Raw genomic sequence first — 13,106 nt, forward strand, 5'->3', positions numbered from 1 at the left:
GATTGCAGGCCAAACGGCGATCACCGAGGCGATTTGCCGCTTGAAGCTTGCCTGCCGCCCCTCTAGCATGCCCGTTTTTACCGAGGATTAGCCCCCTATGCCGTTCCAGCAAGGTCTGCTCGCCAAACCCGTGCCGGCCCACGCCCGTCACTTGTTCTTCTCCCTGCACTCGGTCGAGGCGCTGCCCGCCGTGCTGGACGCCTTGCTGCCGCAAGTCGATGGCCAGAGCTTGATCCTTGGTGTGGGTACCCCCTTGGTCAAGGCGCTGGGCCGCGACGTACCGGGCCTGCGTGCCTTCCCGCAGTTGGATGCCGTGGTCGAGAACCCCAGCACCCAGCACGCCCTGTGGTTGTGGTTGCGCGGCGCGGAGCGAGGCGAGCTGTTCCTGCAGGCCCAGGCGTTGGAGCAGACGTTGGCCCCGGCGCTGCGCCTGGTCGATAGCGTCGACGGTTTCCTGCACCGCGGTGGCCATGACCTGAGCGGCTATGAAGACGGCACCGAGAACCCGGTGGATGACGACGCCGTCGAGGCTGCCATCGTCGCCAGCGAGCAGCCGGGTCTTGCCGGCTCCAGCTTTGCTGCGTTCCAGCTGTGGAAGCACGACCTGAACTACTTCAAGTCGCTGCCCCAGCAAGAGCAGGACAACATCATTGGCCGTCGCATGAGCGACAACGAAGAGCTGGATGACGCCCCCGCATCGGCCCACGTCAAGCGCACCGCCCAGGAAAGCTTCGCCCCCGAAGCGTTCGTCGTGCGTCGCTCGGTGGCCTGGGCGGACGAGCGTGGCGCCGGCCTTGCCTTCGTGGCCCTGGGCCATTCGCTGGATGCCTTCGAGGTGCAGCTGCGACGCATGAGCGGGCTGGAGGATGGCATCATCGATGGCCTGTACCGCTTCAGCCGTCCGCTGACCGGTGGCTACTACTGGTGCCCGCCGATGGGCGAGGCGGGGCTGGATCTGAGCCTGTTGCTGCAGGCCTGATGCTGGGGCCGCCGGGCGACCCTTTCGCAGGTTCTGCGATGCCTTCAGTAACTGCACTGCACCGGCGGGGGTGGGTTCACCCCCGAAGGTTCAGAACGGCACTGCGATCGTAAGTTGGCTGTACACGTTGGTACCGTTGCCGCCCACCTGGTTGCCGCCGTTGCTTTCATCCTTGCGTGGCTTGTACAGCCCTAGCAGCGGGCTGATGGTCAGGTGGTCGTTGACCGCCCATTCCAGGTAAAGGTCCAGCTCCTGGGCATCCAGGTTCAGGGTGTCGCGGGTGCGCACGGTATCGAAGTCGAAGAACAGCGCGCCGACGGTGATGTCCTCACGGGGCGTGGCCTTGAGGCCGACGTGATGCACGCCGGTGTTGCTGTTGAACGGCCCGGCATAGTTGCCGGCCACCTCGCCCATCACCCAGGTGCCGTAACCGCTGGAGAACCCAGTGAACAGCGGGTCCCAGTTGTCGGAGTAGCGGGTGTAGCGGTAGGTCAGCTTTGGCGCCCAGGTGATGTCGGCGAAGGTATAGCCGGCTTCCAGGTACCAGGCCTGTTCCGGTCCACCGCGTTTATCCTGCCAGGCGTACTCGAAGGCGAAGCTGGCATTCTTTACCCCGGCATCGCCTTCACCTCGCACGCTGTAGACGTCCATGCCCTCACGGGCTTTCTGGGATTCGCTGGCCCATTGGTCGGTGACGTCGATGCCGTGTATCCAGGTCAGGCCCAGGGTGCCCAGGGCATGGGTGTAGTCCAGGGTGCCGGCGGCAAGTTCGGTCTCGGCTTGGGCGCGGTTGTCCGACTTGAGCCACAGCACGCTGCCATGCAGGCCGTCCTGGCCGCCCAGGCGCAACATGGCGGTGCGGTCGAAGGCATGGCGGGCGCCGAGGTAGAAACCGCCGCCGCGATTGAGCGCACCGTCGGCCGGTCCTTTGCCCAGGTTGGGGCCGTCATCGTTGATCAGAAAACCACTGCCCAGGTGGATCACCTGTCGTCCGCCGGAAATATCCACGCCATCTTTACCCAACAGCGGGAACATGTCGCCTGAGCGCCAGCCCAGGTAGGCATCTTCGATCTTGGTGGTGCGTTCGGAACCGTCCTGGTTGCCGCCCGCATCCCCATCGCCCCAGGCCCCGGAGCTGACCCAGTTCAGCGCGCCGTACAGGCTGCCGTTGCCAGCCAGGCCCTGGTCACCACTGACTCCATACTTGATGAACCCTTCACGCCAGGTGGAGCCTCCGGGCGTGCCGTCGTAGTTCTTGCGGCTGTTGAACATGCCCCACACCGCCAGCAGGTCGGCGTTCAGATGAGAGTCTTCGTCGGCGTACAGCTCGTAGGCGACAGCCGTCTGGCTGGCGCCCAGCAGGGCTAGAACCAGCGCCCCGGCGAGGGCGGAGCGATGTGCAGTGACAAGCATTGGCGTTCCTCGTTTCTTTTTTTTGGTGTTGTGGAGGCAAAGCGGTCGGTGTGAGCCGACAACGCGGTATTAGTGCGTGGATGCACGGCGCGGGTCTTGACCATGGCTGCCAGGGCGCTTGCACCTGGCAGCCAGTTCAGGGCGCCAGGGTCGCCTGGGTTTCGGGCAGCGTCGCACCGCCGTCCACGACCAAGGTCTGGCCGGTGATGTAGCTGGCCGCATCGCTGGCCAGAAACACCATCGCTGCTGCGATATCACCCGGCTCGCCTAGCCGGCCCAAGGGCACGCCCCGGGCGATTCGCTGGTTGTGGGCGGGGTCGCCGAGGTTGTCCATGGCCGGGGTGCGAATCATGCCCGGCTCGACCCCATTGACCCGCACACCCAAGGGCGCAAGCTCGAGCGCAGCATTGCGAATGAAGCCGTTGACCCCGGCTTTCGATGCCGCGTAGTGGCACAGCCCCGGGTACGCCACCCGAGGGCCGGTGACCGATGAGGTCGCCAGCACGCAGCCCCGACCCTGGCGGCGAAACAGCGGCAACGCACCCTGGGTCAGCCAGAACAGCGCCTCCAGGTTGACTGCCAATGTGCGTTGCAGCAGTGCAGGGTCGATCTCGGCGAAGGCGGTGAGCGGGAAGAACGCCGCGTTGTGCACCAGTACGTCCAGGCGATCCAGCCCGGCCAGCAGGGTCTGGATCGCCTGCGCATCGGCCAGGTCGATGGCCACGGCCCCCACCTCGCAGCCCCGGGCGCGCAGGCTGTCGACCAGCGCGTCGGCCGGGGTCTGGTCGAGGATCAGGACCTGGGCACCACAGCGCGCGAAGGCCTCGACGATGGCCCGGCCAATACCTTGGGCACCGCCGGTCACCAGCACGCGCTGCCCACTGAAGTCATGGTGGGCCGTCATGGCTGACCTCCCAGCTGGGCATAGGCCAGGGTCGGCACATCGACGATGGTCGAGCCACCGTCAGCGGCGATCACCGCGCCGGTAATGATGCTGGCCTCGTTGCTGAGCAGGAACCTGCACACCGCTGCGATTTCCTCGGCGCTGGCCGGGCGGCGCAGCGGTACGTCGGCGGTCACCCGGCGATAGGCGGCGGCCAGGTCCTCAGCGTGATGGTCCATCAGCACCTGCATCTCCTGGTCGGCCATGGGCGTGCGCACCCAGCCTGGGCACACACAGTTCACCCGCACACCCTCTGGCCCGTAGTCGCGGGCCAGGGAGCGCGTCAGGCCGATCAAGGCATGCTTGGCGGTGGTGTAGCCGCACACGGCCGGCCCTGCCGCCAGGGCCGCGATGGAGCCGAGCAATACCAGGCTGCCACGACGCTCGCGCAGCAGCGGCAAGCAGGCTCGGGCGGTGTGGAAGGCGCTGTCCAGGTTGCTGCGCAGGGCGGTCTGCCAGTCCTCATCGGAGGTCTGGCAGGCGGTGCCCAGGCCGTGGCCGCCGGCGCTGGCGATCACGCCGTCGAGGCCACCGCAATGGGCCCGGATCTGTTCGATAAGGCCCGGCCAAGTGGCGCTGTTGGCGACATCGGCAGCCAGCACCAGCCCGCCGGTGTCCTCAGCCACACGCTCCAGCGCAGCCTGGCGACGGCCTACCAGCACAGTGCGCCAGCCTTGGGCCGCCAACAGCCGGGCGCAGGCCTCACCGATGCCGCTGCCGGCACCGGTGATGAGCACACTGCCGCTCACAGGCCGTACTCCGTGCGGTTGAGGACGCTGCAATGGGAGGACACCGGGAAGTTCGACAAGGCGTCGAAGTCAGCGCCTTGGTAGCCAAAGATCTTGCCGTCGCTGCGGTGCTGTTGCAGGTCGATCATCACCAGGCCCAGGGTCGGCACGATCTTTTCGCGCCAGACGAACAGGTACAGCTGTTCGGCGATCTTGTAATAGTGCGCGCGGTCGGTGTCGCACAAGCCTTGTTCGACCCCCTTGAGGCACTGCCAGCTGTAGTAGCGGTCGTTGAGGTAGATGTGCTCGTACTCTTCCGTGGGGCTGTAGCGGTAGCGATTGCGCAAGCCCACCAGCTCCTGGGTCGGTGCATGAGGGCAGGCGCCATCCTGCCAGGGGTGGTCCAGGCTGCCGTGATGGAAGTGCGCCTGCACATCGGTCAATGGCTCGCCGGCCAGGGCGCGGGCATACAACCCACGCTCGACCTGGGAGGCCTCGGGCAGGCGACCGAGCACGGCGGTGAAGGACTGGCTGAGGGTGTCCAGCACCAGGGAAATCGACCAGGCCTTGCCGGCTTCGTGCTTGATGAAGTCGACCAGGTAGATGCCAGGACGCACCGAGGTCGCCCGGTACGGCGCACTGCCGGCGCTGTGTCCGTCGGCGGCGTGCCAGTGCAGGGCTTGGGCGTCGAAACGGTGCTCGATGATCCAGCCATTGGCGAAATGCAGGGTCAAGGTACGCCCGGCCAGGTCCGCCAGCTGCGGCAGGATGAACGCCTCGGGGGCGAAGCCTTCGGCAAGGGCGCCCACGGTGATCCAGTCGGTTGGGTTCGGCATGTCGGTACTCCTGTGAAAGTGGAGCCCACAGGGTGCCGGGATGCGCCGGGGCGCGGTATCAACCGGATGGTTGAGTCACAGGTACAAGGTGCTGACCAGCTCGGTGCGGTTGCTCACGCCCAGCTTGCGGAACAGGTTGATCAGGTGCGTCTTGATCGTCGGCAGGCCGATGGCCAGGGCGCGGGCGATGTCCTTGTTGCTGGCGCCGTCGCGCAGCAGTTCGGCAATCTGCCATTCGCGGGGCGTCAGTGCCTGGGTGGCGATCGGCTTGGCCGTCGTCGACGGTTGGTTGGCCACGGCCATTTGCATCAGGCCGTGCAGCGGGAGCAGGCGGTCGAGTTCCTCGCCACGGAACTCGCCCAGGTTTGCGCCGCGCAGCAACGACACCCCGGCCAGGGGGCGACCGCCGACCTGGGCAATGATCTCCACCACGTCCACGACCTGATGGCGCTGAAGAAAACCCCGGTAGGCCTGGCCCTGGGCCGGCGGCAAATGCGCAAGCCCTTGGCGCAAGGACACCACCGGACGCCCCAGCGCCAGGCAGCGCCCAGGTTGCAGGGGGTCGTACTCACGGTAGTGTTCCAGGTAGCGCCGGTGCATCGGCAGTTGCATGTCCTGCAGTAGAAAGTCGCAGGCCTGCTGCTGGCTGTCGATGCGGTAGAACGCAGCCAGGGACGCCGGCACCTGCTGGCTGAACGCCTGCAGGCAATAGCGGCCCAGTGCATCGTCGGATACCACAGCCGATGCGTTCATGGTGGCAGCCCTCAGTAGCGGATCATCACCGATTTGAGTTCGGTGAAGTCGTCGATGAATGCCGAACCGAACTCCCGGCCAATGCCCGAGGCCTTGATGCCGCCGAATGGCACGGCAGGGTCGAGCAGGGTGTGCATGTTCACCCACAGGGTGCCGGCCTGGATCTCGGGGATCAGGCGCATGGCCTTGGCCAGGTCGTTGGTCCACAGGCTGGCACTGAGTCCGTAGGGCGTGGCGTTCATCAGGTGCAGGAGTTCGTCCTCGGTGTCGTAGGGCAGGAAGGTTGCCACTGGGCCGAAGGTTTCCTGGTTGAGCAGGGTGTCATTGGGGGAACGGGCAAGGATCACCGTGGGGTCGACGAAGCAGCCCGGACCGTCGCCGATCCGGCCGCCATGAATGATCTGGCTGCCTTCGGCGCGGGCGGTGGCGAACAGCTCACCCAACTTGCGCTGATGCGGCTTGTTGGCCACGGGACCGAACTGGGTGCTCTCGTCCAGTGGCGAGCCGATTTTCAATTGGCCCAGGCGCTCGGACAGGGCTTCGAGCAAGGGCTCGATGCGCGTGCGGTGCACATAGAAGCGCTCGCCAGCGGCGCAGATCTGCCCCGAATGCAGGAAGCCGGCCTCGATCACCCCTTCCACCGCCTTGTCGAGCGGTACATCGGGCAGGAACGCCACGGCGTTCTTGCCGCCTAGCTCCAGGGTCGCCCGGGTCAGCTTGGCGCCCATGGCCGTCTGGCCCACGGCAATGCCGGTGGGCACGGAACCTGTGAACGACACCTTGTCAGTACCAGGGTGCTCCACCAATGCCTTGCCCACTGTGCCTGCGCCGGTCAGCACGTTCAGGGCGCCCGCGGGCAACCCGGCTTCGCTGGCGAGCTCGGCGATCCGCAGGAGGGTCAAGGGCGTGAACTCGCTGGGCTTGAGGATGATGCTGCAACCGGTGGTCAGGGCGGAGGCCAGTTTCCAGATGGCGATCATGGTGGCGAAGTTCCACGGCACGATGCCCACCACCACACCGATCGGCTCGCGTAGGGTGTACGCACTGTAACGTTCACCTGCGAAGGAGGGCAGGGACGGGGTGATGGTCTGGCCGGTGATCTTGGTTGCCCAGCCGGCGTAATAGCGCAAGAAGTGCGCGGCCTGCTCCACCTCGAAGGCACGCGCGATGCCGATCAGTTTGCCGGACTGCAAGGTCTCCAGCTGCGCCAGTTCCTCGCGGTTGGCTTCCAGCAGATCGGCCAGGCGCAACAGGACCGAGGCACGCGCTGCGGGGCTGGTTCGTGACCAGGCCTGGAAGCCCTCGCGCGACGACGCCACGGCGCGCTCGACATCGACCTGGCTGGCGTCGGCCACCTGGGCGAGGGTTTCGCCATTGGCTGGGTTGACCACGGCGATCCGCGTCGCGGATTGGCTGGCGACGGTTTCACCATGGATATACAGGCCATGGTCACGCGCGAGGAAGGCAGTGACCGAGGGCAGCAAAGAGATGTCGCTCATGGGCGGGCTCCGGGTAGGGTCGATGGGGGTGGCGCGCCCCTTGCGTGCCTGTGGAGGCGGCCGTCAGGGCGAGGAGGCGCGAGCCCCTGGGATACATGCGTCAGGCCGAGCTTAAAGCTGGCCCTGCCGTGGTTCTTGTCTGCCTGTGCCAACGCCCATGACCCAGGCTGCCAGCCTGGGCGATCCCATGAAAAGTACAATTCGAGCTGCGGAAGGTGCATTTCCAGCGCCGCCGGATGGCTCCCATACTGGCCCGGCATTCATCAGCGAGACGCCACCGCTCGCCAAGGTCCAATAACAATGAGCCAGACCATGAAAAAGCCAAATTCCCTGCTGGAAGACCTCAAGCCACTGCTGCCCGCCATCGCCGCCAATGCTGCCCAGGCCGAGCGTGAGCGCACCGTGCCCGCTGAAAACATCGCGCTGCTCAAGGGCATCGGCTTGCACAGGGCCTTTTTGCCCAAGCCTTACGGTGGCCTGGAGATCAGCTTGCCGGCATTCGCCGAATGCATCGCCACCTTGGCCGGCGCTTGCGCCAGTACCGCCTGGGCGATGAGCCTGCTGTGCACCCACAGCCATCAACTGGCAATGTTCCCGGCCCGGTTACAGGAGGAAATCTGGGGCACGGACCCGGATGCGACCGCCAGCAGCAGCATCGCGCCGTTCGGCCGCACCGAGGAGGTCGACGGCGGCGTGCTGTTCAGTGGCGAGATGGGCTGGAGCAGCGGCTGCGACCATGCCGAATGGGCGATCATGGGCTTTCGCCGCGCCAACGACGAAGGCGGGCAGGACTATTGCTTCGCGGTACTGCCGCGCAGCGACTACCAGATCCGCGACGACTGGTATGCCGTGGGCATGCGCGCCAGTGGCAGTCGTACCTTGGTCGTCGAGCGCGCCTTCGTGCCCGAATACCGGATCCAGAAAGCCAAGGACATGATGGAAGGCAAGTCCGCAGGCTTTGGCCTTTACCCGGACAGCCAGATCTACTTCAACCCTTATCGTCCGTACTTCGCCAGCGGCTTCTCCACGGTCAGCCTGGGGATCGCAGAGCGCATGCTCGAGGTGTTCCGCGACAAGACCCGCAACCGCGTGCGTGCCTACACCGGGGCCGCGGTCGGTGCGGCGACGCCGGCGCTGATGCGCCTGGCCGAGTCCACCCATCAAGTGGCGGCGGCGCGCGCCTTGCTGGAAAAGAGCTGGGAGGAGATCGCTGAATTCAGCGCCCGCCACCAGTACCCGACGCGCACGCAACTGGCGTTCTGGCGCACCAATCAGGGCTACGCCACCAAGATGTGCATCCAGGCGGTGGATCGCCTGATGGAAGCCGCCGGTGGCGGCGCCTGGTTTGAAAGCAACGAGATGCAGCGGCTGTTCCGCGATGCGCACCTGACCGGCGCCCACGCCTACACCGACTACGACGTGTGCGCGCAGATTCTCGGGCGCGAGTTGATGGGCCTGGAGCCGGATCCGGCGATGACCTGAGGGGCCATGCCCACGCAGTGACGGATGTGACCATTCGCGGGTAAACCCGCTCCCACGACTCACCACAGGCCCCTGTGGAAGCGGGTTTATCCGTGCATGGGCCGACGCCAATCTCAAAACAAGAACAGGAGCCTTGCATGTCCACTTCCTTCGATGCCCGCGCCTTTCGTCGCGCGTTGGGCAACTTCGCCACTGGCGTTACCGTGATCACCGCTGCCGATGCCAGCGGTCGCAAGGTTGGCGTCACCGCCAACAGCTTCAATTCGGTATCCCTCGACCCGCCGTTGATCCTCTGGAGCCTGGACAAACGCTCCAGCAGCCATGCCGTGTTCGAAGCCGCCGAGCACTTTGCCGTGAACGTGCTGGCCGCCGATCAGATCGACCTGTCCAACACCTTCGCCCGCCCCAGCGAAGACCGTTTTGCCGGTATCGAGCATGAGGAGGGCGAGGGCGGTGCGCCCTTGTTGCCGGATTGTGCGGCGCGCCTGCGTTGCCAGAAGTACCAGCAGCTTGACGGGGGCGATCACTGGATTCTGATCGGCAAGGTGCTGGCCTTCGACGATCTGGGGCGCTCGCCGTTGCTGTATCACCAGGGTGCCTACTCCATGGTATTGCCCCATACCCGCATGACTCGCCGCAGCGAGGGGCAGCCGCCCAGCAGTCACTTCCAGGGGCGCTTGCAGCACAACCTGTACTACCTGATGACCCAGGCGCTACGCGCCTACCAGGCCAGCTATCAGCCGCAGCAACTGGCCACAGGCCTGCGCACCAGCGAAGCACGCATGCTCATGGTGCTGGAGCACGACGCAGGCCTGGCACTGCCTGAATTGTTGCGCGAGGTGGCGATGCCTGAGCGGGAAATCGTCGAGGCCGTCGCCAACCTCTCGCGCAAGGGATTGGTCAGCGATGACAACGGTCGGGTGTGCCTCACCGACAAGGGCCGTGACGAGACCGAAGGGCTATGGAGCCTCGCCCAAGCCCAGCAGGAGCGGGTGTTCGGGCAATTCAGCGATCAACAGCTGGAGACCTTCAAGACGGTGCTCAAGGCAGTGATACAGGGCTGACTGCCCGACCCTGCGGATGAACGGTCTTCGCGCGTTCATCTGTGCCGCACCTATGCGTGGCAAGGGCGATGGAGCGCGAAGCCTGGGCGTCTGGCAGCCAGCAACAAGCCCCACGGCAGCCAGCGTCAAGACCGGCGCCGGCCACTGGCGCACAGTGCCAGGGCAGGCTGGGCGATCGCGAGCACTTGCGATACGCCTGGCTTGCGGGCATTTTCTCCCTCGTCTAGCCAGGGCACTTCCCATGACAATCAACAATAAGCTCACTGAGCACCTGAACCGTGGCAGCGTCGGTTTCCCCACCGCGCTGGCCAGTACCGTCGGCCTGATCATGGCCAGTCCGGTCATCCTCACCGCGACCATGGGCTTCGGCATTGGCGGCAGCGCCTTCGCCGTGGCCATGGTGATCGCCGCGCTGATGATGCTGGCGCAGTCCACCACCTTTGCCGAGGCGGCGGCGATCCTGCCGACCACCGGCTCCGTCTATGACTACATCAACTGCGGCCTGGGGCGTTTCTTCGCCATCACCGGCACCCTCTCGGCTTACCTGATCGTGCATGTCTTCGCCGGTACCGCCGAGACCATCCTCTCGGGGGTGATGGCCTTGGTGAACTTCGAGCACCTGAACACCCTGGCCGAATCGGCGGGTGGCTCCTGGCTGCTGGGCGTCGGCTTCGTGCTGGTGTTCGGCGTGCTGAACGCGTTCGGCGTCAGTGCCTTCGGCCGTGCCGAGGTGGTGCTGACCTTCGGCATGTGGACCACCCTGATGGTGTTTGGCGTGCTCGGCCTGCTGGCCGCGCCGGCGGTGGAGCTGGACGGGCCGTTCGGTGTGTCGATGGTCGGAACCGACCTGGTCACGGTGCTCTCGCTGGTGGGCATGGCGATGTTCATGTTCGTGGGCTGCGAGTTCGTCACGCCCCTGGCACCAGAGTTGCGCCGTTCGGCCTGGGTGATGCCAAAGGCCATGGCCCTGGGCCTGTTCGGTGTGGCCAGCTGCATGTTCATCTATGGCGCGGCCATGAAGCGCCAGGTGGAGAACGTGGTGCTCGACGCCGCCTCCGGGCTGCACCTGCTGGATACGCCCATGGCGATTCCGCGCTTCGCTGAGCAGGTGATGGGCGATATCGGGCCGATCTGGCTGGGTATCGGCTTCCTGTTCGCTGGTGCTGCCACCATCAACACCCTGATGGCCGGGGTGCCGCGCATCCTCTACGGCATGGCGGTCGATGGTGCGCTGCCCAAGGTCTTCACCTACCTGCACCCGCGCTTCAAGACACCATTGGTGTGCATCCTGGTGGTAGCGCTCATCCCGTGCCTGCACGCCTGGTACCTGGGCGGCAATACCGACAACATCCTGCACCTGGTGCTGGCCGCTGTTTGCGCCTGGAGCACGGCCTACCTGCTGGTGACCCTGTCGGTGGTGATCCTGCGTATCCGCAGGCCCGACCTGCCGCGGGCCTATCGCTCGCCACTATTCCCGCTGCCGCAGATCGTCTCGAGCATCGGCATCGTGCTGGGCATGTGGTTCATCACCCCGCCAGGCATGGACCCGGCCGATGTGTACGTACCCTTCGCGGTGATGCTGGGCGGCACCGCGGCCTACGCGCTGTTCTGGACGCTGTGCGTGCAGAAAGTCAACCCATTCAAGCCGGCACGGGTCGAGGAGGTGCTGGAGAAAGAGTTCAACGCCGAGCCCGGCCACGCCCACTCCCAGCAGGTGCAGCATGTCAGCGAGCTGGCTTGAGCGTCTCACCGGCCCGCGTACGCCGGCCGGCTACCGACCTGGGGTGACCCTTGGGCATCTGCAGCGCAACCTAGGCCTGGGCGATTTCACGTGCCTGGAGCGTGGTCTTGCCCGCTTTACCTACCGCAAGGATGGTCCGGTGCTGGAGGTGAGCGAGCGCACAGAAAGCCACCTGCTGATGCACCTGGTGATGTGCCAGTTCAGCCTGCGGGTGCCAACTAGGCAGACGGGTGCGTTGCGTCTGGAGGTGCGGCACAGCGGCCTGGTGCGGCGCGCGGGCCTGGTGTGTCGGCTGCGTGACGGGGATCGGGCGCGCTTTGAGGACTTCGAGTACCGCCTCAGCACTGACGCCACACTGCGCTCGGCGCTGATGCCGCTGGACTTCAAGCGCCTGGCGCTGGAGTGCCACAGCGGCCAGTGGCACGTCACCCTGGAGCATATGGGTGGCAGTGAAGTGGTCAACCGCATGCCAGCGTTCCGGCGCTACATCCCCCTTGGCACTGATCAGCGCAGCCATCTCTGGCGAGCCTTCGACGCACTTGAGCAGGCTTTGCGCGACAGCTGAAGGCCCGCCCGGTCGCCCGGCTTTCCTCTACACGCGAACGATGACAGTTGTGCGCTCATTGATAACATGTTAACAATTGGCGCATAACTACAAATGCTTCGCGTGTGGAGGCCTCCATGCCCAATGCTCAACCCACCCCTGGACTCAACAGCGACGGTCTGGACCGCTGGACCTCGGCCATGCAGCAAGTCTGTGGCCGTTTCGAAACGGAGCTTGCGTTCAATCGCTCGCTGTTCATCGGCGAGATCTCGACCTGCTCCCGCGCAGGTCTACCCTTGGCCAACCTGCGCACCAACGCCGGCAATATCCGCCGCCTGGGCGATAACGCCGACTGCGATGACGACCAACACTGCTTTCTGGTCAGCCAGCGCACTGGGTACTCCCAAGTGACCCAGGATGGCGTCAGCATACAACTCGCGCCAGGCGAGCTGCTGCTGATGGATTCGGTCGGCCCCTGTGAAATCACACCGTTCGGGTTGATCGAGCACACGTCCCTGTCGTTGTCCCGGGAACAGGTGCGTCGCCACCTGCAAGGCCAGGACACATTGTTCGGCAAGATTTCCTCGACCAACGCCTGTGGGCGCATGCTGCACCTGTTGATGGACCAGCTGTGCCGCGAAGGCGATGAGGGAGCCGTCCCCAGCACTCAGGGTGATGCCTTGCAAGCGGCATTCATTGCCCTGCTCGAGCCGGGCTTCGAACGCAGCGAGGACAGCGCCTGCAACCTGGCCGGCCTGAACGGCGCGAACCTGCGCAGCTACGTGCAAAAGGTCATTGATGAGTCCCTTGGCGAGCCTGGGCTGACGCCGGCGAGCCTTGCCAGTCGGCTGAGCATCTCGGTGCGTCACCTGTACCGATTGTTCGAAGAGGAGGGCGACAGCGTTTGTCGTTACATCCAGCGCTCACGCCTGCGGCGCAGTGCCGATGACTTGTCCAACCCGTTCCTCAGGGGCGAATCGATCACCTCGATCGCCTACAAGTGGGGGTTCACCGACTCGGCGCATTTCAGCCGTTCGTTCAAGAAACAGTTCGAGCAGTCGCCCAAGGACTACCGGGCCATGGCCCTGTTTGCCGGGCGCTAGACCTACAAAAAAAGGGGCTGC

12 protein-coding genes are annotated in these 13,106 nt (G+C 65.4%); 6 read left to right on the forward strand and 6 right to left on the reverse strand.

The window, feature by feature from the left end:
• The first annotated feature begins 97 nt into the window (after window positions 1–97).
• Entirely contained in the window at window positions 98–979 is an 882-nt protein-coding gene (locus R6G97_RS05935; protein ID WP_043214515.1) for a Dyp-type peroxidase, read from the forward strand.
• 90 nt (window positions 980–1,069) lie between these two features.
• On the opposite strand, the gene R6G97_RS05940 is transcribed toward R6G97_RS05935, so the two are convergent.
• From R6G97_RS05940 to R6G97_RS05965, 6 genes are all read right to left on the reverse strand, one after another.
• Window positions 1,070–2,392, reverse strand: coding sequence for a hypothetical protein (locus R6G97_RS05940; RefSeq protein ID WP_196168308.1), 1,323 nt, complete (start codon window positions 2,390–2,392; stop codon window positions 1,070–1,072).
• Window positions 2,393–2,528: 136 nt separating this feature from the next.
• Complete coding sequence (locus tag R6G97_RS05945) at window positions 2,529–3,296, reverse strand: SDR family oxidoreductase (protein ID WP_197852906.1); 768 nt, start codon at window positions 3,294–3,296, stop codon at window positions 2,529–2,531.
• Window positions 3,293–4,084 carry an SDR family NAD(P)-dependent oxidoreductase gene (locus R6G97_RS05950; protein WP_317847893.1) on the reverse strand — a complete coding sequence of 264 codons (792 nt, stop codon included), beginning with the start codon at window positions 4,082–4,084 and terminating at the stop codon, window positions 3,293–3,295. Before R6G97_RS05950 ends, R6G97_RS05945 begins: the two co-directional genes overlap by 4 nt.
• The gene (locus R6G97_RS05955; RefSeq protein WP_196168309.1) at window positions 4,081–4,899 is read right to left on the reverse strand and encodes a molybdenum cofactor biosynthesis F family protein; all 819 of its coding nucleotides are present in this window, start codon (window positions 4,897–4,899) and stop codon (window positions 4,081–4,083) included. Before R6G97_RS05955 ends, R6G97_RS05950 begins: the two co-directional genes overlap by 4 nt.
• 75 nt (window positions 4,900–4,974) lie before the next feature.
• Complete coding sequence (locus tag R6G97_RS05960) at window positions 4,975–5,652, reverse strand: helix-turn-helix transcriptional regulator (RefSeq protein ID WP_196168310.1); 678 nt, start codon at window positions 5,650–5,652, stop codon at window positions 4,975–4,977.
• Between the two features lie 11 nt (window positions 5,653–5,663).
• The gene (locus R6G97_RS05965) at window positions 5,664–7,151 is read right to left on the reverse strand and encodes an aldehyde dehydrogenase family protein (protein WP_197852904.1); all 1,488 of its coding nucleotides are present in this window, start codon (window positions 7,149–7,151) and stop codon (window positions 5,664–5,666) included.
• Window positions 7,152–7,463: 312 nt separating this feature from the next.
• On the opposite strand from R6G97_RS05965, the gene R6G97_RS05970 reads away from it, so the two are divergent.
• The 5 genes from R6G97_RS05970 to feaR all read left to right on the forward strand — a co-directional run bounded on the left by R6G97_RS05970 (window position 7,464) and on the right by feaR (window position 13,085).
• Complete coding sequence (locus R6G97_RS05970; RefSeq protein ID WP_196168312.1) at window positions 7,464–8,633, forward strand: p-hydroxyphenylacetate 3-hydroxylase oxygenase component; 1,170 nt, start codon at window positions 7,464–7,466, stop codon at window positions 8,631–8,633.
• A gap of 137 nt (window positions 8,634–8,770) precedes the next feature.
• Window positions 8,771–9,697, forward strand: coding sequence for a p-hydroxyphenylacetate 3-hydroxylase reductase component (locus R6G97_RS05975; RefSeq protein ID WP_197852902.1), 927 nt, complete (start codon window positions 8,771–8,773; stop codon window positions 9,695–9,697).
• Window positions 9,698–9,938: 241 nt separating this feature from the next.
• Entirely contained in the window at window positions 9,939–11,438 is a 1,500-nt protein-coding gene (locus tag R6G97_RS05980; protein ID WP_197852901.1) for an APC family permease, read from the forward strand.
• The gene (locus tag R6G97_RS05985; RefSeq protein ID WP_197852900.1) at window positions 11,419–12,003 is read left to right on the forward strand and encodes a DUF3156 family protein; all 585 of its coding nucleotides are present in this window, start codon (window positions 11,419–11,421) and stop codon (window positions 12,001–12,003) included. Before R6G97_RS05980 ends, R6G97_RS05985 begins: the two co-directional genes overlap by 20 nt.
• Window positions 12,004–12,119: 116 nt before the next feature.
• Entirely contained in the window at window positions 12,120–13,085 is a 966-nt protein-coding gene (gene feaR / locus R6G97_RS05990) for a transcriptional regulator FeaR (RefSeq protein WP_196168315.1), read from the forward strand.
• The last annotated feature ends 21 nt before the right edge of the window (window positions 13,086–13,106 follow it).

Origin of the sequence: Pseudomonas sp. HTZ2 (genome assembly GCF_033173945.1) — a bacterium.
In the GTDB taxonomy this organism is placed as follows: domain Bacteria; phylum Pseudomonadota; class Gammaproteobacteria; order Pseudomonadales; family Pseudomonadaceae; genus Aquipseudomonas; species Aquipseudomonas guariconensis.